We start from the raw sequence: 21,184 nt of genomic DNA on the forward strand, positions 1-21,184 counted from the left end.
GATTGAAATTACGAAGGCTGCGGCATACAACAAGCATCCTGCCGGGTACTCTTTTCACTCCTTTCCTATGCCCGCAATCCCATCTCTTCTACCCGGCGCAAAGATTTCTCAGCATGTATCCTCCAATACTCTCCAACACCCGATAATTCGAAAACGCATACATCTTATCAAGTAATCATGGATCGGGATTAAATTGATTGGGACTAGATAACGATAATATGTGAATTAAGTTCTCTATGTTTATATTATATAACTATGTTATGAAGTTTCTGTCAACATTATTTTTTGAAGCAAGCCTCATCGCACCACGAATGACAGACGCTTCCAAAGCCTGCTTTTCTCGCCTGTAAACTACTGCTTTACGCAATAGAGACGATAGTTTTAAAAAATCGTTTGAAAAAATATTCATGTTTTGATATTGACAATCATCAGGCGGTCATCGTTATAATAGAAATATAAATGAGAACTTAATTCTCTATTTGTGGATTTCAATCCAACCGAGGTGATTCACAACCAGCGTTACTGTGTCATCCTTGATTGCTGACTATCCAAATCAAAGTGAGGTGAATCCCATTGAAAAAATTTCTCGTATTCATTGAACGCAAACCGGGCTTTTCCGGGAATTCCATACCGGAGCATCGTCAATTTATCCAAAGCTTGCGAGATAATGACATCCTGGTATCGGCCGGCGGTTTTAACGATCAAACCGGCGGTGCCTATGTCCTTCAAGCACATTCCCTTGAAAGCGCAACCCAAACCATGAAGCAAGATCCCATGTACATGGAGAACGAATGTATCTATACGATAAAGGAATGGAACGTTCAGTAAAATGTAAGGGCTTTAATTTTGGATATAAGGAGTTATAACCATGAAATTAGTGAGCTTTAGTTATAACGGGATTACCCGGATCGGCTGCATCGCAGACGAGCAGATCATCGATTTAAATTTGGCGTACCGCAGCATGCTTGAATCGCAAGGCGTCATCCGGGCCGAGCAAATCGCAGAAGCCTACATTCCTGCCAATATGGTTGAATTTCTTCAAGGCGGACAGCAAAGTCTCCAATTGGCCAAACAGGCGATCGAATATGTTCGGCAGAATGAGGCTGCCTTGAAATATAAGGCGGTTCACCCGACTTCAGATGTAAAATTGGAAGCTCCGGTGCTCAACCCCGGGAAAATGATTTGTGTCGGCCATAATTATCGCGAGCATATTTTGGAGATGGGACGCGGACTCCCCCCCGTTCCTGTCGTATTCGCCAAGTTCAGCAATACCATCATCGGCCCTCAGGATGATATTCCTTTCTTCCCGATCTCCGAGCAGCTTGACTATGAAGCGGAATTTGCTTTTGTCATTGGCAAGCGGGCCAGAAATGTATCGCAGGATCAGGCACTGGATTATGTAGCCGGTTACACGATCGTCAATGATGTGACATACCGCGATTTGCAGCGAAGAACCCTTCAATGGCTCCAGGGAAAAACCGTAGAAGGTACGGCCCCTATGGGTCCATGGTTGGTGACGAGCGACGAGCTTGATGATCCGACCGGCCTGGAAGTCGTGCTTACCGTCAACGGCGAAGAGCGTCAGCGTTCCAATACAAAAAATCTGGTGTTTACCGTTGCCTATTTGGTCGAGTTTTTATCCAACCTGATGACCCTCGAGCCGGGCGATGTGATTTTAACAGGCACACCGGGCGGCGTAGGCGTAGCCCGTGATCCTCAAGTGTTCTTGAAGGACGGAGACGTGGTTCGAATTGAAATCGACCGCATCGGGGCGTTGGAGAATCGGGTATCCAAAGTCGAAGGAGGACAATAAGCATGAGCATCCAAGAGGCGATCCGCTCCATCCATGACACGATAGATGACATGGTGCGCGTGTCCAAAGGATTATCCGAAGACATCATTCGCTGGAAGCCCGCCGAGGATAAATGGTCCGTGATCGAAGTATTGTGCCATGTGGAAGAAGCCACTCCTTTTTGGTTGAATGAAATTCAAGCGTTGGTGAAATCCCCGGGTATCGAGTGGGGACGCGGACTTCAGCATGAAGGCCGGTTAGCCGCCGTAGCTGCGGCCGGCGGGCGCTCCACCGGCGAGGTTCTTCAGGGCATTGAGAGCTCCAAGGCGCAAGTACAGGCGGTTCTCGGCACGCTTACCGAGGAAGATTTAAAGGCGGAGGCGCCGAGCCGCAACCCCCGCTTTGGAACCAAGCCGCTGCAATTTATTGTCGATCATCTGTTGGTCGAGCATCTCATCACCCACCTGAACCAAATCAACCGCAATATCGGACAGTATCGGGAAGCGCATTAAACCCTAAACCCTTTGGAGGTGTGGTCGCATGGCAGAAAAAATGGAATTTTTCCAAAGTCAAACCGTACAAGATTTTAATAAGGAAATTGAGAAGTACCATCTGGGACCTCTTTGGAATGCCATCCCTGACTTGATGCATAAACAGCCTACTCCGCAAGCCGTACCTTATCTGTGGAAATGGGAGACGCTGTACGCCAAGCTCATGGAAGCCAGAGAAATTTTCACGCCCGATCGCGGCGGTGAAAGAAGAGCCATCTATTTGCAAAACCCGGGATTAACCTACCGGCAGCCCTGGGGATGGGCTTCCACTACCCAAACCCTGTATGCGGCGGTTCAGTTAATCCTCCCTGGCGAAACCGCGCCGTCACACCGGCATACGCAAAGCGCTCTCCGTTTCATCATGAAAGGAGAAGGAGCTTACACTATCGTTCAAGGCGAACGCATCTTCATGGAAGAAGGAGATTTTCTGACCACGCCGGGAGGGCTTTGGCATGGCCATGCCCATCCCGGAAATCAGCCGATGATCTGGATGGATTGCCTGGATATACCGACCATCTACGCGATCGGCGGGACGTTCTTTGAAAATTACCCTGAAAGGATCGAACAGCCGAAGGTGCCGGATAATTATACCGCTCAACGCTATGAAGGCGGCATGGTTCGCCCCATCTCGGATCGCAAATCCCAGGCTGCGCCTCTGGGCTCTTTCAAATGGAAGCAGACCTTGGCTGCACTCGAAGGCTTAAGCCGGTTTGAACCGGACCCGTACGATGGCTATGCGGTAGAATATATCAATCCGTCCAACGGAAAAACAGCGAACCCGAACATTGCTTCCTGGATGCAGAAGCTTCCTAAAGGATTTCACTCCAAAGCGCACAGGCATACCAGCTCCACCATTTATCAGGTATTCAAAGGCACAGGTTATACCGTCATCAACGGGATTCGTTATGATTGGTCCCAAGGCGATTTCCTTGTCGTACCGAACTGGGCCTGGCACGAGCATGTCGCTGCGGAAGAATCTTATTTGTTCTCCGTTAGCGACCTGCCGATTATGGAGAAGTTTGATCTTCAACGTGAAGAACATTATGAAGAGAATCAAGGGAACCAGGAAATTGTGGATGAATTTAAACCTCTGTTACCTTAACTCGCAAGTTCCGGATTCATTCCCTTATCCGCTTTAATTTAAATCAACATTATTAGAGGAGCATACCGTTATGACGAAAGAAATAAACGTTCCGTTCCTGATCGTTGGCGGCGGCATCGGCGGTCTCGCGACTGCGCTCGGTGTTACCCAGACGGGTCGATCCGTACATGTGCTAGAGCAAGCGCCTGAATTCGGCGAGATCGGCGCAGGTATCCAGCTGGCGCCAAATGCTACGGCGGTATTAGACAAACTGGGGGTACTTGACGCCATATCGGAATATGCGGTCTTTCCGAAACGTTTGGTGCTGATGGATGCCTTTACCGGAAAAGAACTTAGCGCGCTTAATCTTGGCGAGGCCTTCCTCGAGCGTTACGGTTATCCGTACATCGTGCTGCACCGTTCCGATTTGCACAAGGCTTTGCTTGATGCTTGCCGGGCTAACGACCAGATTACGCTGGTGAACAACCAAGTGGTGCAATCTGCCGAGAATGTCGGCGAGAAGGTCCGGGTTACCTGCTCCGACGGTACAACCTACCTCTCCGGCGCAGTGATCGGAGCTGACGGACTGTGGTCTAATACACGCAAACTGTTCAGTCCCGACAAGCCCGTCTGCTCGCAATATGTAGCTTACCGCGGCGCGATCCCTATGTCTGAGATTACTCCGAGCGCCGACCTGGATGATGTCATCATGTGGATCGGCCCTAACCTCCACCTTGTCCAGTACCCTGTACGCCGGAAGGAGCTTTACAACCAAGTGGTTGTATTCAAAAGCTTCCGATACAAGGAAGATTCCGATGACTGGGGCACACCGGAGGAGTTGGATGAGCATTTCGGCACATGCTGCGAGCCTGTACGCCATGCCGTGACCTTCATTCAACGTCAGCGCCGCTGGCCGATGTATGACCGGGAGCCGATCGGTAACTGGACGGCGGGACGCATTACCCTGCTCGGAGACGCCGCCCACCCTATGCTGCAGTATCTCGCTCAAGGCGGTTGCCAGGCCTTGGAGGATGTGGCATGTCTGACCGAATCTCTCCGCAAGTACGGCAACGATACGGAAAAGGCTTTCCTGGCCTATCAGGAGGAACGCATTCCACGCACGGCGGAAGTGCAGCGCAGCGCCCGCCTGTGGGGCGAATTCCTCCACACCGGAGACGCCATGGCCATCCTTCTGCGGAACAGAATTCTAGCCGGGCGAAGCGCTGACGACTTCAGTGTTTCCGACTGGCTCTACGGCCGCAGATACATGTAAATGTTCTTTATAAGAAACAACAGGTTGTGACAATATCGCGGCCTGTTGTTTCAAGCTATTCCATTACAAATCGACCAGTGATCTTTTGCAGATTGCCGGAAATGCTTTTGAGCAATTCCGCTTGTTCAGCAATGAGTTCCGTAGCCATATGATGCTGTTCTCCGTTGACCGCCATGGATTGCGCAGATGCGGTAAACTGCTGGGATATATCCCAAATCGTCTTTATCCTGTCTTCCATAGAATGGAGTCCCAGCTGAATTTCACGCATTTCCGCGGAGTGTACGACCGCTTGTTCGGCCGTCCGGCTGCATTTGTCGGCGACATCGCGAATCATATCGTTCAATTCGCCCAGCGTGCGGATTCCCCGTTCTACAGCAAACTGCCCCGCTTTCACACTGGCTGCGGTTTCTTTCGATTTCAGCGCCATATTATGCGTCAGCTCTATCGCGCGATCCGCCACCTCATTGGATGTAGCGGCAAGCTTGCGCACTTCATCGGCTACCACCCCAAATCCCCTGCCCTCTTCCCCGGCTCTTGCCGCTTCAATCGCCGCGTTCAGCGCCAACAAATTCGTCTGTTCGGCGATTTCCCGTATGTAAGTTATGAACTCTCTCATTTCTTGCGATTGCCGCTCCAGCTCTTCCATAGATGCAACACTCTGCTTGCTCGTTTCATGCAAATCATTCATTTCCTTGCGCATCTCCAATGTTTTATCCAGTCCCATATAAGAGGACGCCCGTGCCTCCTCGGATATCCTGCCGGAAAGCTCCAATTCTTGACCGGCCCGGCTGACCAGCTCTTGAATCTGTTTCATCAAGCTGCTGTTTTGTTCTATGAGCTCCAGCTGGTCGGTTGCTCCCGCGCTCACTTCCTGCATACTTGCCGACAGCTGCTCGGCCGAGGAAAGAAGCTGGCGAAGTTCATCCGCCTGTTCGGAGCCGATGGTATTGACAGTCGCTGAAACCTCCTTCATCTCCGACAAAATCGTTCTCATGCCGATGACAATTTTGTTAATTTCAAATGAAACCTGCCCGAGCTCATTGCGCCTGGAGCCTGCCGGAACGGGCATGAGCTTGCCTGAAGAGATCGCCTTCATCCTTTCCGTCCAGTTTTTTATTCCCTGAAAAACGGTTCGCTGCAAGTAAACGCTTACAAGCAAGAATGACGCCAACAACAGCAAACTCAGCCATACGCGTTCGCCCGCCGAATCGGCCAACCAAAGTCCGCCCAATCCGATGAGCAGAGGAATGCCGAATAAGCTATAAAACAGGGTCCGAAACGATAAAGACTGCACAACTACGCCTAACCGCAAATTATACGGCGAATCCTTCCTTCCGGGAATGTTCACCGGAACCGCTGCATCCAATAAGACCTCTCCTGTATTCCGGTGGTAAATCTGGGTTAACGGTTCGCTCGTTTGAGCGGCCGCCAGGCCGACGGTGTCGTTGAAGATCGTGCCCTCCCGGAGCCGATTGGTATGCAGGACGGAAAGACCCTGATGCTCTACGAGCAAAAAGTATTCGTCATGCTGAAGACCATTGTCGAGCAGCGCCCGAATTTCTTCCGACCTTTCGGACAAATCATGTCCCTCCAAAAGCTTGCCGATCTCTGCCGCCATGGATTGTACTTTGGCTAATGCGCGATGTTCCAGCTGTTTAGGTATTTTCACATGGAATGCCCCCTTCACTTTGCCAGCGCTATAATAGATGAAGCCATAAGCCTATACCTGTTACCGGATGTAGATATGGATAAATTTAGCATTGATTTTGCGGTCCATAAGAAAAAAGGGCGAATCCCAAAGCATACACCCGCTTCGGGAACAGCCCAAACATCGCATTAATCTTCAATCGTGGAAAGATCTCCTGTCGGAAGGCCTAGCTCCTGGGCCTTCAACACCCTGCGCATGATTTTGCCGGATCTTGTCTTGGGCAGCTTGCCTACCACCTCGATTTCCCGTGGGGCCGAATGTGCGGAAAGCCCGTTGCGCACAAATAAACGAATTTCCTCCAGCAGCTCCGGCGTTTCGCGATAACCCTCGCGCAAAGAGATGAATGCTTTGATGATCTCGCCGCGAATCGGATCAGGCTTACCGATCACGCCCGCTTCCGCCACAGCGGGATGCTCCACGAGTTTGCTTTCCACATCGAACGGACCGACCCTTTCGCCCGATGTGTTGATCACATCGTCCACGCGGCCTTGGAACCAGAAGTAGCCGTCTTCGTCACGGTAAGCGGAGTCGCCTGAAATGTACCAGCCCTTCAGACGGAAATACTCTTCATATTTGGCCGGGTTGTTCCAAATCTTGCGCATCATGGACGGCCACGGGGTACGGATGGCCAGATTGCCCAGGCGATACGGCGGCAGTTCATTGCCCTGGTCATCGACAATCGCCGCTTGAATGCCCGGGAACGGCTTGCCCATCGATCCCGGACGCATATCCATACATGGGAAATTAACAATCATATGCGCACCGGTTTCCGTCATCCACCATGTATCGTGAATTCGTTTGCCGAATACTTTCATTCCCCAGCGGATCACTTCGGGGTTTAGCGGTTCGCCCACGGAAAGCACATGACGAAGCGTGGATAAATCGGACTTTCTTGCCACTTCATCGCCCGCAGACATCAGCATCCGAAACGCCGTCGGCGCGCTGTACCAAACCGTAACCTTGTAATCCTCAATCGTCTGATACCAGCGCTCGGGAGAAAATCGTCCGCCGCGGATCAGATTGGTCGCCCCGTTCAACCATGGGGCAAATATACCGTATGTGGTTCCGGTCACCCACCCCGGATCGCCGGTACACCAGTAAATATCGTCATCCTGCAGGTCCAGTACCCATTTGCCGGTAATGTAATGCTGGATCATGGCTCCGTGAACGTGGAGCACGCCTTTGGGCTTGCCCGTCGATCCGGATGTATAGTGCAATATGAAGGGATGTTCAAGATCAACCCATGCAATGTCCAATTCGTCGGACGCTTCCGCCATCTCCTGACGGTAATCGATTTCTCCCGGAAGCCATTGCTCCTGTTCATCGACAACAATGACATATTTCAAGTGCGGGAGCTTATCGCGCGGAATACGCTGCTTCAACGCGGAGGTTGTGACAATGGCCACTGCTTCGGCATCGGCGAGCCGGTCCAGTACAGCCCCTTCCATAAAGGCTTCGAACAAAGGGCCGACGATTGCGCCGATCTTGATCGTTCCTATGATACCCGTATAAATCTCCGGGTTCCTCGGCATGAAGAAAAAGACACGGTCTCCTTGACCAATGCCCAGCTTCAGCAGCAAATTACCGAACCGGTTGGAGATTTGGCTGAGCTGCTCGAATGTATATTTTTCCTTACGCGCATCATCCTCATAAATTAAGGCCGTTTTATTCTTTAGAGACCCTTGCGCATGGCGGTCGATCGCCTCGTAGGCCAAATTGCAATTGCCTGTTTGATGCCAAGTAAATTGAGTCTTGATTTCGTCCCAGCGAAACGTACTGTAAGCGGATTCGTAGGATTGCAGATTATACCTCCCTTTCACACTTGGAATCGTTTCGACAAGTTGGCGTTCTGTCATGAAATCAGCCCCTTAACCAATATTGAAAGCGCTTTATACCGATTATACACGGATTTGCTTATTATAGTGAAAAACGCGCGCGAATCGTTAAAAAAAGGGTATGAAACGTAAAAAAACAATCCTGTACGGGTACTACGAATGGTTAGAAACAGGAAAGACACCAAAAGATCGTTTTCATCCAATATCCGTGATCCGGATGGAAAACGATCGCTTTTCCCGTTCTGCCTCAGTACATATTTTTCCCGTAAAATATTTCGTCCATCTCCATATTCAAGCTTTCCGTTATGTCCTTTTGCTTCTCCGGACTCAGCTTGTCTTTCGTATATCCAAACAAATAATTGTTCAAATCAAATGCTTTGAGCTTGCATTTCGTATGGAAAATATTTTCCTGATATACATTGACGTCAATCATGTCATATAAGCTTTTGATTTCCTCCGGAATGTAATTTTGGATGGAGCTGATCTCGTGATCGACGAATAATTTGTGGCCGTTGATATCTCTCGTGAAGCCGCGAACCCGGTAATCGATCGTCATAATGTCCGTATCAAACGAATGAATCAAATAATTCAGCGCTTTGAGCGGCGAAATTTCCCCGCAGGTAGACACGTCGATGTCCGCCCTAAACGTACTGATCCCTTCATCCGGATGGTATTCGGGATACGTATGAACCGTAATATGGCTTTTGTCCAGCTGCATGACGACCGTTGCCGGGAGAGGTCCGGGCGATTCCTCGAACGATTCCGTCGGGGCTTCTTCCACCGGTCCCTCCGAAATCAGCAAAGTCACACTGGAGCCCTGGGGGATATAGTCCTGCTTTGCGATATTCAAGACGTGCGCGCCTATAATATCGGATACGTCCTTGAGAATGCTGGTCAATCGGTCGGCATTATATTGTTCATCTATATATTCCAGGTAAGCTTCGCGTTCTTCTTTTGTTTCCGTATAGCAAATGTCATACATATTAAAGCTTAACGATTTGGTAAGATTATTAAAGCCATGCAATTGGATTCGCTGCTCCGGCGTTAGCTTCATCATGAATTTCCCCTTATTCTTGAGATTCAATGAATACTATTCCCTTTTTCCTGTTTACCCATTCTTTTCCCTTTAGGACATGGTAAAGAAAATAATGTTCATTTTTTTTGAATCGTTTCTGTCGGATCCGGTCGTTTTCGGTTGTTTGAGGAATACCATGATTTCATTCACGTAAACAATCCTGACAAAAGAAGGGGGAGCCCGATGATACATTTCCATCAGGTCAATAAACATTACGGCCAATTTCATGTGCTGAAGGATATTAACCTATCGATAAAACAAGGCGAAGTCGTTGTTGTCATTGGTCCTTCCGGTTCCGGGAAAAGCACGATGGTTCGCTGCATCAACCGATTGGAAACGATCACAGACGGCGAATTGATTGTCGACGGTGTTAGAATCAATGACAAGTCGACGGACATCAATAAATTGCGCCGGAATATCGGAATGGTGTTCCAGCATTTTAACTTATACCCGCATAAAACCGTACTTGAAAATATTACTCTCGCTCCCATGAAAGTAAACGGGATATCCAAAGAGGAAGCGGAAAAGACCGCCATGTTTTACCTTGAGAAAGTCGGCATACCCGATAAAGCGAATTCGTATCCGTCTCAGCTGTCCGGCGGCCAGCAGCAGCGTGTCGCCATTGCGCGCGGTCTTTCGATGAAACCGAAAATCATGCTGTTCGACGAACCGACGTCGGCACTCGATCCGGAAACCATCGGGGAAGTCCTCGACGTGATGAAAAAGCTGGCGCGCGAAGGCATGACCATGGTCGTGGTCACCCACGAAATGGGATTCGCCAAAGAAGTCGCCGACCGGGTCGTGTTTATGGACCAGGGTCAAATTATTGAAGAAGCACCGCCGGCTGAGTTTTTTGCCAACCCGCGCGAAGAACGGGCACGCTTATTCCTCAGCCGTATCTTAAACCACTAATTCAGGTAAAGGAGAGGTTCGCAATGAAACGTTGGGGTAAAATGATGAGTATTGCTTTAACCGCCGTATTGGCCATGGGCACTTTGGCAGCCTGTAGCAAGCCGTCTGACCAGAAAGCGCAAGGAACGATCGCGAAAATCAAAGAGCAGGGCAAAGTTATCGCCGGTGTGAAGTATGACCTGAATTTGTTCGGATTAAAAGATCCGTCTACCGGCCAGGTTCAAGGCTTGGACATCGATATCGCGAAAGCCATAGCCAAGAAAGTGCTTGGTGACGAGAACGCGATCGAGCTTAAGGAAGTGACCTCCAAAACGCGGATTCCCATGCTGAAAAACGGCGAAATCGATATGATCGTGGCGACGATGACGATTACGGAGGAGCGCAAGCAGGAGATCGATTTCTCCGACGTCTATTTCACAGCGGGGCAATCGCTTCTTGTTCCGGCTAACAGTCCAATTACATCGGTCAAGGATCTGACGAAAGCTTCCAAGGTGCTTACGGCAAAAGGCTCCACGTCCACCAAAAACGTTCGCGAGGCGGCGCCGGACGCGCAAGTGCTTGAATTCGAAAACTACGCCGAAGCGTTTACTGCATTGAAAGCCGGCCAAGGCGACGCATTGACGACCGATAACGCTCTTCTGTTCGGTATGGCAAAGCAGGACCCGAACTTCAAGGTATTGGACGAAACGTTCACGGAAGAGCCGTACGGCATTGGTATCCGTAAAGGCGATACCGAGTTTGTGAACCTGGTGAACGAAACCTTGAAGGAATTGAAGGAAAACGGTCAATACGATGCCATTTACGAGAAATGGATCGGCAAAAAACCGACGAAGTAATAAAAGCCGAGGGGATGAGCGCAAGCCGCTGGTCTCCTCTATGCTTTCAAACGGGATGTAAGGAGGGAACTTAGGGATATGTTTATTGATTTTACGGTCCTGACCGACAATATAGACCGCTACATGATCGGCTTCGGCGGAACCGTCGCAGCAAGCGTGATATCCCTCATTGCCAGTTTTATTCTCGGCACGGTGATTGCGGTGTTTCGAATTACCCCTTTTAAGCCGCTTCAATGGTTCGGCACGGCCTATGTTGAATTTATTCGGAATATTCCTTTGCTGCTGATTGCTTTTTTCGTTCTGGTCGGACTTCCAATCCTGACGGGCGTTGTCCTGGTCCCGTTCGTGACCGGATTGGTTGCCTTAACCGTATATACCTCCGCCTTTATCGCGGAAGCGATTCGCGCCGGTATTCAGACGGTGCCTAAAGGTCAGATGGAAGCCGCACGCTCATCCGGCTTAACCTACCTTCAAGCCATGTGGCACATCATCTTGCCGCAGGCCATTAAAATAGTGATTCCGCCGCTCGGCAACCAGTTTTTGAACCTGGTGAAAAACTCTTCGATCTTTACGGTTTTGTCCGCGTCGGATCTCATGTATCAAGCCGATTTGATTAATTCGGATACCTTCGATACGTTCAGCTCCTATATCTTTGCTGCGTTATTTTACTTGATTTTGACCATTCCACTCAGCTACGGCGTGCGATATCTGGAACGCAGGTACGCGGGGAATTAAAGGAGGGGAAGCGTAATGGATTTTATAGGTGCATTGTCCCCTGTCAATATACAATTTATGCTGCAAGGCTTTCTGCTCACGATTGAGGTGGCAATCCTCTCCATTGCGATCAGTTTTGTCATCAGTATTCTTGTGGGCACCGTTCGGTACGCCAAGGTACCTGTATTAGGCAAAGTATTCGCGGTCCTGGTCGAGACCATCCGCAACCTGCCGCTGCTTTTGATCATCTTTTTTACCTACTTCGCTCTGCCGGAGGTCGGCATCAAGCTGGATAAGTTTACAGCGGCCGTCGTCGCTCTGGTGATTTTTGAATCGGCCATGATCTCCGAGATCGTGCGAAGCGGGTTGAATTCGGTCGAAAAAGGGCTCATCGAAGCCGGACGTTCCTCCGGATTGACAGCGACGCAAACGTTAAGATATATTGTTCTTCCGATCGCTCTTCGCCGGATGGTGCCACCTATGGTCAGCCAATTTATCTCGCTGCTGAAGGATACGTCTTTAGCGGTGGTGATTGCGCTGCCGGAGCTGATGAACCACGTGCAGATCATTAACGGTCACAATATCAATTACGTCATACCGACGTTCCTGTTTGCAGCTTTGCTCTATTTTGCAGTCAATTACCTGCTTTCTATCGCATCGCACAGGCTCGAAAATAAACAGGCCTAAAATTATGAATCTTTTCCCACGCGACAAAATGCTCTTTCTTCCTGTACCATAGGAAGAGGGAGTATTTTTGGTATCCGGAGCAGAAAGGAGCGGCGAATCAAGATGCGGGATCACAGATTGTTCATCTGGGTCGTCATACTTCTGTCGACGGCGCTGCTGGGAGAGGTGAAAATGATCCCATTCGGCGGGGATTTCCGATTTTCACTTGGTATCGCGGCGTATTTCTTCGGATTATTGTGGTTTTCCGTTCCCGTCCTTGCAACAGGCTTATCGGCAGGTTTGTTTATCGTCTTTTTTCGGATTGTGATGGATGCTTCGCTGTACGGTATTCCTTGGACCGAAGGCATCGTGCAGCATATGCCTGTATTTTTTTATTATGTTACGTTTGCGGTGGTCATCTCCCTGCTAAAAATAAAAACTAACGTGGAATATCCGTTGAAGGTCGGTTTTTACGGTGCGTTTGCGGATATCGCGTCCAATGGAGCGGAGCTGCTGATTCGTATGGTGTCGGGCTCGCCAACCATGATAACGATCCATGGGGCTTTGATGATTGTACTGATCGGCTTGCTTCGCAGCTTCTTTGTCGTCGGACTCTGCAATATGCTGGCCATTCGGCAGGTGAGGGCCCAGGGAGAGCAGCGCCGGCAGGAATTGGAGCGGTTAATGCTCATTAATTCGGATTTATTTGAAGAAGCCTTTTATCTTCGCAAATCGATGTCCCATATTGAGGACATCACCCGGGAGAGCTACCGCTTATCCAAGGAGCTAAAAATTCTTTCTCCTCCTCATGCGGCGCAAGCGCTCCATATCGCGGAGAACGTGCATGAACTCAAGAAGGATTCCCAGCGCATTCTATCCGGCTTATCCAAAATCATTCAGCAGGAACGGATGCTGTCCAAGCGCATCCCCATTTCGTTTCTTTGCTCGATGGTAGCGAGGGCCAATAAAAACTACAGCCTGCTGCTGGGTAAAACCATCGAACTGGATAACCGATGCGACGTAAATCTTTCTACCGATGAGATTTATCCGCTTCTTTCCGTACTGAACAATATCGTATCCAATGCGGTCGAGGCCATTGAATCCCAGGGACGGATTGAACTCCGGGTCGATCTCGAATTCGATTCCGTCGTATTCTACGTGACAGACAACGGTCCCGGCATCTCTCACGATGAGTTGGACTTAATCTTTCACCCCGGCTATACGACCAAATTCGACGACGAAGGGAACTCGTCAACCGGTATTGGTCTTTCGCACGCGGCGGATATTGTCCGTTTGCTCGGGGGGAACATAAGCGTATACAGCGTACCGGGTCAAACAAGGTTTGAAGTCCGGATTCCGTCGGAACGTTTAATACAAAGGGAGGAGGCCGATCATGCTGAAATTTTATCTGGTGGATGACGACCCTGCCGTCCGAAAAATGATTTCCCGGATCATTAGAGAAAGCGGCCTCGGAGAGGTCACCGGCGAATCAGATGACGGAGCGCAAACATCCAGAGAAGACATTCGGGATGCTCAAATCGTGATCATCGATTTATTGATGCCTGGCCGCGACGGGATTGAAACCGTCAAAGCGCTTAGGGAAGAAGGCTACGAGGGCAGGTTTATCATGATTTCACAGGTAGAGAATAAGGAAATGATCGGGGAGGCTTACCAGCAAGGAGTCGATACCTTCATCCAAAAGCCGATTAACCGCCTGGAGGTTCTTGCCGTCTTAAGACGTGTATCGGATCATTTATTATTGGAAAAATCCATGCAAACCATCCGTCAATCGCTGAGTTTATTGGAGACATCTGGCATTGCGGATTCCAAAGGAAAAACGGCCGAGCGGAAGGAAAAATCCATCGAAGAACAGGCCAGATCCTTATTGCCGCTATTGGGCATCGCCGGAGAAGCGGGTGCCTCTGACCTTATCCATATTGTCGGTTGGTTGAAAGAGCAGGAACAAGACGGGAATATGCTGCCCGATTTGCCGCCGCTCAAAACCATTTATGAGCAGGTTGCCAAGAAGAACAGCCAGCATCCGGATGCAAGCATGCTCAAGGACGTGCGCGCGCTGGAGCAGCGGGTACGCCGGCTGGCGCTGCAATCTCTTACCCATCTTTCATCTTTGGGATTAAACGATTACGGAAACCCGACTTTCGAATATTTTGCCTCCCGTTTATTCGATTTTCAGGAGGTGCGCAACAGGATGCGAGAACTGGAGGAAGACAGCAAGACGTCGTCCTCCAAGTTGAATATTCGAAAATTTCTGTATGTATTCTATATGGAGGCGCGTTCTCCAAGTCATTGAAGCCACATCGTTCCTATTTTTTGCATTTGAGATCTCATTTGCCTGCGGGCAGCGGATTTGCGATAATGTGTTTATGACTTTAATGGAAAAAAAGGAATGATGGTTAATGGAGAAAAAAAAGAAGGTGCTTGCTTTCCTGGGATCCTACGCGGATTCGTCCGGTCCCGGATTATATGCCTGCCGGTTCGACACGGAAACCGGAAGTCTCGAAATCGTCGATCAAGCCGACGGCCTTCAAAACCCGACTTTTCTCGATGTCGATCCTGCCGGAAAGAAGCTGTACGCCATAACGGAAGGAACGGATTCCAGCGGTCAGCGCCGCGGAGCCGCCGCCGCTTTTCATTTCGATCCGGCAAGCGTCAAATTAACCTTGGTAAATAAGGAAAACACCGTACCGGCGCCTACCTGCCATATCACCCTGGATCATTCCCGCCAATGTGTCATCGTATCCAGCTACCATGGCGGCATGATCGGGCTGTCCCCGCTTCTGGAGGACGGAAGCATCGGTGCGACAACGGATATCCACCAGCATCGGGGCTCCAGCATTCTTCCCGTGCAGAACCAGCCGCGTGCGCATTCCGTTTTTCTCGACCGTTCCAATCGCTTTGCCGTCGCTTCCGATCTGGGCCTGGATCGAATCTTGATCTACAGGCTGGATCTTCCCAGCCAACGGTTGATTCCTCATGGGGAAGTCGGGGTTGCGCCCGGATCCGGTCCGCGGCACTTTGCCTTTCATCCGTCATTGCCTTACGGCTACGTGATTAATGAGCTGAATGCCACCATTACCGCGTTCTTCTATAATGAGGAACAAGGGGAATTGAGTGAAATTCAAACGGTGTCTACTCTGCCTGACTCCTATAAGGGAGAAAACGCATGTGCGGATATTCATATTTCCCCCGACGGCCGTTTTCTGTACGGCTCCAACCGCGGACATGACAGCATTGCGGTATACGCCATCGATCCGTTAACAGGCAAGCTCACTTTAGTGGAGCACGCCTCCACGCTGGGCAGGCATCCCCGCAACTTTGCACTGTCGCCGGACGGACGCTTTCTGCTCGCCGCCAACCGGGATTCCAACAATATTGTCACATTCAGCAGAGATGCAAGCACCGGCAAGCTTCTTCCTGCCGGAAGTGTACTGGAAGTGTCCAAGCCCGTGTGCATCAAGTTTGCCGTTTTGGATTAAATTCACGGGCCCGTCCCTCCGTTCTTGCGGAGGGATTTATTTCATTTCGGCAGGAGGGTGCCCCACAGCCGAACAGCCATGAAACCTATGCACCGAATCTTTGCCTATAGCCGCACTTCCTGCATAATTCTTCAACAGCCTCTCTCCTGGAAAATCCATAGAAAAGATTGTTCGCTCTTTCACCTTCTACAATTTCAGAGAAAGAACGGCTGTGGATATTCCCTAGATTAATCACGCCTTCTCCATCCAGACAGCAGGGCACGACGGTTCCGTCAACCAGAATCGCGGCATGGCTCCGAAGCGCGTGACAGAAGCCCTTACCGTCATCCTCAGGCGCTTGCAAGCTCGGCCATTGAAATTCATGATCCTGATTCAAATAAATGCGATCTGCAATTTTGACCCCGCTGCCCGGTACGACTTTTTCCTCAATTTTGAAGTCCAGGTTAAACTCTTTCTCCAGCATGGCCAGCGTTTCCCGGTTTCTGCTCTTCTCCAGGTTGGTGGCATTATCTTTATCCAAATTCCACAGCCTGAACGAAATAATCACCTTATGTTCGACCGCTTCCCGGACAAACGAAAAAATGTTGGCCAGGTATTCTTCCCGGTTCGTCGACCCCTCATGCCCGTCAAAGCTGTGAAGCGAGAAGTTCATTTGGCGCAGCGCCGGTTTTCCGAGGATTTTATGCCCGGCTTTATGAATCAGCGTTCCGTTCGTCGTTATATTGACCTTAAAGCCTTTAGCGTGGCATGCGTCGAGCAGCTCATCAATTTTGGGATGAAGAAGCGGCTCGCCTTTGACGTGAAGATAAATATGATTCGTATGCGGCTTGACCTGATCCAATATGTCATTAAAGGTGTCCGGCCTGATAAAATTAGCCTTTCGGCTCGTTTGCGGGCAAAAGGAGCAGGCCAGGTTGCATACGCTTGTAATTTCGATATATACTTTTTTAAATCTTTTCAAGACCTGCTCCCCATTCTATTCTGTTCTATGGATCGTTCTTCGAATGATCGAATGGCTTCGCGGGCTGCATCGGGTATCGGCGTACTTTTCCCGCTGTTTGTATCCACGAGCACAATCGTCCCTCTTCCGGCTGCTTTCAACTGGCCATTCACGGCCAAGGCGTATTCCAGATCCAGGGAAGAACGTCCTATATTGGCTGTTCTTATATGGAGCTTCAAGGGGTCCCTCAAGTAAATTGACGCCAGATACTGGCATTCCAGGTTGGCAACGACCGATACCGTTTTATCGTTGAACAGATCCTCCGTCAATGCGAGATGTTCAAAATACTCGATGCGTCCCTGCTCGAAATACATAAAGTAGCTGACATTATTCACATGTCCGAGCAGATCCGTCTCACAATAGCGGACTTTAATCGGAATGGAAAAATGAAATTTCTCCAACCAGCTCTGAGGGTCAGGCTGGACAAAGCTTATCGTTTTCACAGGATGAGTCTCCTCTCGTTATGCATGCAGCAGTATATCTACATATTTTAGTGCTAATCTATTGTATTCGCAAATACGGGGCCGTCCCATAAGTTGCTCTCTTACTCGACCTTTTTGGTTCATCGCCGCCCACTTTAATAAATTATGAGCAAGGGAAAGCCACCCGACCTTGGGCAAGCCGCGAAGCAGGAAACGCCGGAAGTTCCGGTTATTTTTCATTTGTCCGAACGCACTCTCCGGTTCGATCATGCGTCGAACTGACAACGCGTAGCCTTCCTCACTTCGCAGCTTTTCCCGCGTCTGCCGCTTGTAGCGAAGGTACTTGAGACTCACCCGGATTTCCCGGTTCCCTTTGGCTTTCGTGCAGGCATCCTTCAAAGGACAGCCTGTACACTCCTGACTCCGGTAGTGGCGCAGACGAACCTCATAGCCGCTTTCCGTTTGTTGCTCCATTGGCAGACAGAGTTGATCCATGTTATATTGAATGTACAAAAGAAGCCCTCCTTTGAATGGTTACTCGTCACTTCCATTTTACCAAGGTTTGGCTTCTTTTTGTTTTACAAAATTAAAAAAGGGGGTATCCCCGTCACCTCAGTGACTTTTGGGACACCCCCGTCAACATAGCCGTCTCTGCGGTTACCTGATTTCAACTTCACAGAGGCGGTTTTCAAATCAATTCAATTAGTTATCGTTATTGTATTCGATAGGCGGCTTGTAAAGCCTTGATAGGACTGAACAATGTAATAAGAACCTGCTGGTAAAGAAGGTATACTTACCGCACCATTGTGTCCTACAGTATAGGTACTGCCGATGACCGTATTATTGCTTGCATCGTATACACGCACTTCAGCGCCTGAGATTAAACCTGACGATTCCAATGTCGATCCGTTTTGAGTTAAGGCAGGGGCGAGAATCACCGTAACCGGGATTTCTAACGTCATTCCCCCATATACCGCGCTAATCACTGTCGATCCGGAGGCACCGGGTGTGATGACACCATTGGGAGCTACAGCAGCAATGTTCAGATTTTGGGATATATAAACCATATTAGCATCATAAGTCACGTCGGTTACCGTTCCGTCCCATCCGGCTGCACTTACCGTCACACCTAACGGTGTCAAATCATAAAAAACAATCGGACCTGCAGGCGAGTAAGTAAGAGATGTAACCGTAGGTGTGTTTATAATAGAAACCGTATACGTCCGGGATGAAAGACCGTCAAAAGATCTTGCGATCACTTTATCTCCATTCATAACAAAGCCTGTACGAACCGTAGTTCCATCGGATTGGTACACCTCTAACGATGTTCCCGGCGAAACGGAAAGTCCTGCCTTGAAGCTCTCTACCGGCGTATTTGCCGGCACCAGAATTTCGCGCACATTCTGATCAATGCTATATACTGCGGATGTTATCGCAGTATTGCCGATTCCGTTAGCAAGATGGCCTTGTGCAGCACTTTCATTTGCATAAAACTGATTAATATCTGTGAACGAGCTGATCAAGCCGTTAGACACATTCATTTCAAACACAGTCCAATAAAGCTCTGAGCCTGCTCCGGTTGGAATATCGTAAGTTTTTGCAGGCGTTGTCGTAGCCCCCACGTATACCTCAATATGAGCTCCCGATTCCCTCATATTCGTTTCACCGGAAAAATTATGCACATAAAAACGATAAGTACCGTCTACCAATTGACGAATGGTCGTCGTTTCAGGACCATAAGAAGTAACATCGTCATGGTCCAGATCTGCGTATACAGCGCCGGATACGGAATGAATTCTATCCGCATACCAAGTATGGAAAACCCCTCCATTCGGTATTGGACCTACAAGATGCGAATCAAGATCCCGAGGCCGTTCACCCCAGGTTAATACAATACGAATTTCATGGGCTGCCGCTACACGAATAGCCGTTGCATTCTCATTGGTGTTACGCACGTTACTTGCTGAAACTCCAACGAGATAGGTGGTAATAAACCCTGGTTTAGAAAGCTCACCCGTATAAATCCCCGGCGGTAAATCAACAGAATAACGGCCGTTGCTATCGGTGACAACCGTAGCGACGATGGTACCGTCCTTATTATCCAGTCCTCTCCGGAAATGAATCGTCATCCCGGCAACGGGTTGATTCTGAACATCGACAATTCTTCCTTCAAAACCGTATACCGTTTCTGTCACAGTATCATCGTCAGAAGAACTATCATCGTCATTGGAACTGTCATCATCGCCGGAAGAACTGTCATCGTCACTGGAAGAACTGCCGCCGCCTGATGCACCACCGCCGGAAGTACTGCCTACACTTATTCCGTTCCCTGTGGTGATATTGGAAGGAGTACGTTCAAAAGTCGAGCCGTTCGCATTCACGGCGGCACGTTCTATTGTCCCGTTCCCTGTTACGGAAGCTGCCGCATTCAAAATCAATTCGGCGATGGATGCGCCCGTTCCAACATTTATTGTCGAATTGCCTGCTTCCCGGGCAACGGTAAGCTGCTGGATCGAACCCTCAGTCAGGCTTACCCGTACGCTGGTGGCCTGCACATCCACTGTATTGAATTGCCCGGCTAAAGTTACCTGAGCATGAGGGGGCAGCACACTGGAAAGAATGACATCGGTAATCGTGCTCGTCCCTCTTGCTTCCAGCAAAGCACTCGACTGTACCGTGAATTGCTGTACGCTGGTAGCTCCTTCTGCCACGATACGAACGCTGCCGTCTGCTTTATTTACAATGACGGTAAGCAGCACGGAATCTTCAATATGTACCGAGTTGGCACCACCGCCATTGACGGTGGTAATACCTTTCACCGTTACATTCTTTAAGAAGACATCCCCTTCACCGATCGATTCAGCTAATAGAAGATTGCCTTCAATGACCGTATTTCTCAAAGTAACCCCTTGAGCGCTGATGACTACATTTCCGCGGATCGTCTCTACACCTGTTGCAGGACCAAATGTACCCTTGTGATCGTAGGTCACGACAGGAATCGCGTTAGACTGAATCCGATCCAACAGTACGACAATTTCTGCTCGCGTCATAGCGTTGTTGGGCTTGAATGTTCCATCTTCATATCCGGATAAGTACCCTTTGGCAGCAAGTGCACCAATGGAACCCTTGCTCCAGCCGGCAAATTGCGCCGCATCTTTGAATGTTTCGGCACCCGCAGCATTTTCTTGCAGTTTAAGCACATTCTTCAGCACGACTGCTGCTTCTTCACGACTGATTTGTTGATCAGGATGAATTGTTCCATCCGGGTAACCGCTAACATATCCCGCCGCTTGAGCACGGGCTATTTCAGATACGGCCCAATGCGAAGCACTAAGGTCCGTGAAGGATACGGAAGCTTCCTGGCTAAAGTGGAAAGAGCGATTAACTAAAGTAAAAAATTCCGCTCTGCTGATACTCTGATCCGGCTTATAAGTTCCATCCGAATAACCTGACAATAAACCCTTGTCGATCCATTGCCTCATTTCTTTCTCGGCCCAATGCTTGTTAATGTCGGAAGGCGCTGAAGCCGGTGCTGCGATCACGAAGCCTGGTAATGCGATGAGCACGCATAACAGGAGTACGATCGCTTTGGATACATACTTCATTCGTTTCACCCATAGTTCCTCCTTAAGTTATAGTAGCATGTATATATTACCATCGTAAGATCAAAGCTACAACAAAATTTTACATTTTTTAGTCTTATTTTCCCATTTTTTTATTTCCATTTTAGTTCAAAAGAAACAGTATTTCCCTGGAAAGTTTCTGAAAGCCGAAAAAGACCCTCTTTGGTGAGGGTCTTTCGTCTTATAATAATGATGAATA

At 49.3% G+C, this 21,184-nt stretch carries 18 protein-coding genes and 1 pseudogene; 12 read left to right on the top strand and 7 right to left on the bottom strand.

The features are described 5' to 3' along the window. Positions 1 to 573: 573 nt before the first annotated feature. The 5 genes from EXW96_RS00800 (at position 574) to EXW96_RS00820 (ending at position 4,697) form a co-directional block, all read left to right on the top strand. Positions 574 to 828 carry a YciI family protein gene (locus tag EXW96_RS00800; RefSeq protein WP_062410781.1) on the top strand — a complete coding sequence of 85 codons (255 nt, stop codon included), beginning with the start codon at positions 574 to 576 and terminating at the stop codon, positions 826 to 828. Positions 829 to 868: 40 nt separating this feature from the next. Next, a complete protein-coding gene (locus EXW96_RS00805) occupies positions 869 to 1,813 on the top strand; it encodes a fumarylacetoacetate hydrolase family protein (protein ID WP_062410780.1) in 945 nt (314 codons plus the stop codon). 2 nt (positions 1,814 to 1,815) lie between these two features. After that, complete coding sequence (locus EXW96_RS00810) at positions 1,816 to 2,304, top strand: DinB family protein (RefSeq protein ID WP_062410779.1); 489 nt, start codon at positions 1,816 to 1,818, stop codon at positions 2,302 to 2,304. 28 nt (positions 2,305 to 2,332) lie between these two features. After that, positions 2,333 to 3,445, top strand: a complete 1,113-nt coding sequence (locus EXW96_RS00815) for a cupin domain-containing protein (protein WP_062410778.1) — start codon at positions 2,333 to 2,335, stop codon at positions 3,443 to 3,445. Positions 3,446 to 3,515: 70 nt separating this feature from the next. Next, positions 3,516 to 4,697 (top strand): FAD-dependent monooxygenase, encoded by a 1,182-nt coding sequence (locus tag EXW96_RS00820; RefSeq protein ID WP_054818448.1) that lies wholly within the window; start codon positions 3,516 to 3,518, stop codon positions 4,695 to 4,697. Positions 4,698 to 4,752: 55 nt separating this feature from the next. Here EXW96_RS00820 and EXW96_RS28170 read toward each other — a convergent pair whose 3' ends face one another. The 3 genes from EXW96_RS28170 to speD form a co-directional block, all read right to left on the bottom strand. After that, the gene (locus tag EXW96_RS28170; protein WP_174349612.1) at positions 4,753 to 6,366 is read right to left on the bottom strand and encodes a methyl-accepting chemotaxis protein; all 1,614 of its coding nucleotides are present in this window, start codon (positions 6,364 to 6,366) and stop codon (positions 4,753 to 4,755) included. Between the two features lie 167 nt (positions 6,367 to 6,533). After that, entirely contained in the window at positions 6,534 to 8,261 is a 1,728-nt protein-coding gene (acsA, locus tag EXW96_RS00830; RefSeq protein WP_062410775.1) for an acetate--CoA ligase, read from the bottom strand. Positions 8,262 to 8,487: 226 nt separating this feature from the next. Further along, positions 8,488 to 9,294: an adenosylmethionine decarboxylase gene (speD, locus tag EXW96_RS00835; RefSeq protein ID WP_174349652.1), complete on the bottom strand. Its 807-nt coding sequence runs from the start codon at positions 9,292 to 9,294 to the stop codon at positions 8,488 to 8,490. Between the two features lie 204 nt (positions 9,295 to 9,498). Here speD and EXW96_RS00840 point away from each other — a divergent pair, with 204 nt between their 5' ends. The 7 genes from EXW96_RS00840 to EXW96_RS00870 all read left to right on the top strand — a co-directional run bounded on the left by EXW96_RS00840 (position 9,499) and on the right by EXW96_RS00870 (position 15,940). Continuing rightward, positions 9,499 to 10,227, top strand: coding sequence for an amino acid ABC transporter ATP-binding protein (locus tag EXW96_RS00840; protein WP_054818444.1), 729 nt, complete (start codon positions 9,499 to 9,501; stop codon positions 10,225 to 10,227). 74 nt (positions 10,228 to 10,301) lie between these two features. Then, positions 10,302 to 11,063: a transporter substrate-binding domain-containing protein gene (locus tag EXW96_RS00845; protein WP_254611166.1), complete on the top strand. Its 762-nt coding sequence runs from the start codon at positions 10,302 to 10,304 to the stop codon at positions 11,061 to 11,063. A 78-nt stretch (positions 11,064 to 11,141) separates the two neighbouring features. Beyond that, a complete protein-coding gene (locus EXW96_RS00850) occupies positions 11,142 to 11,798 on the top strand; it encodes an amino acid ABC transporter permease (RefSeq protein ID WP_054818442.1) in 657 nt (218 codons plus the stop codon). 15 nt (positions 11,799 to 11,813) lie between these two features. Further along, on the top strand, positions 11,814 to 12,464 hold the full coding sequence (locus EXW96_RS00855) for an amino acid ABC transporter permease (RefSeq protein WP_062410772.1): 651 nt from the start codon (positions 11,814 to 11,816) through the stop codon (positions 12,462 to 12,464). 102 nt (positions 12,465 to 12,566) lie between these two features. Continuing rightward, entirely contained in the window at positions 12,567 to 13,862 is a 1,296-nt protein-coding gene (locus tag EXW96_RS00860; protein WP_174349613.1) for an ATP-binding protein, read from the top strand. Next, entirely contained in the window at positions 13,837 to 14,754 is a 918-nt protein-coding gene (locus tag EXW96_RS00865) for a response regulator (protein ID WP_062410770.1), read from the top strand. The genes EXW96_RS00860 and EXW96_RS00865 overlap by 26 nt, the downstream gene beginning before the upstream one ends. Before the next feature lie 106 nt (positions 14,755 to 14,860). Continuing rightward, the gene (locus EXW96_RS00870; protein ID WP_062410769.1) at positions 14,861 to 15,940 is read left to right on the top strand and encodes a lactonase family protein; all 1,080 of its coding nucleotides are present in this window, start codon (positions 14,861 to 14,863) and stop codon (positions 15,938 to 15,940) included. A gap of 85 nt (positions 15,941 to 16,025) precedes the next feature. Here the strand turns inward: EXW96_RS00870 and EXW96_RS00875 are convergent, their stop codons facing one another. From EXW96_RS00875 to EXW96_RS00890, 4 genes and pseudogenes are all read right to left on the bottom strand, one after another. Further along, positions 16,026 to 16,901: a radical SAM/SPASM domain-containing protein gene (locus EXW96_RS00875; protein ID WP_062410768.1), complete on the bottom strand. Its 876-nt coding sequence runs from the start codon at positions 16,899 to 16,901 to the stop codon at positions 16,026 to 16,028. Then, positions 16,898 to 17,383: an acyl-CoA thioesterase gene (locus EXW96_RS00880; RefSeq protein WP_174349614.1), complete on the bottom strand. Its 486-nt coding sequence runs from the start codon at positions 17,381 to 17,383 to the stop codon at positions 16,898 to 16,900. Before EXW96_RS00880 ends, EXW96_RS00875 begins: the two co-directional genes overlap by 4 nt. Positions 17,384 to 17,494: 111 nt before the next feature. After that, positions 17,495 to 17,824: pseudogene (locus tag EXW96_RS00885) on the bottom strand (transposase); the annotation flags it as partial. Between the two features lie 236 nt (positions 17,825 to 18,060). Further along, the gene (locus tag EXW96_RS00890) at positions 18,061 to 20,967 is read right to left on the bottom strand and encodes an S-layer homology domain-containing protein (protein WP_254611167.1); all 2,907 of its coding nucleotides are present in this window, start codon (positions 20,965 to 20,967) and stop codon (positions 18,061 to 18,063) included. Positions 20,968 to 21,184: the final 217 nt, after the last annotated feature.

It is taken from the genome of Paenibacillus sp. JMULE4 (assembly GCF_013337105.1).
Classification (GTDB): Bacteria; Bacillota; Bacilli; order Paenibacillales; family NBRC-103111; genus Paenibacillus_G; species Paenibacillus_G naphthalenovorans.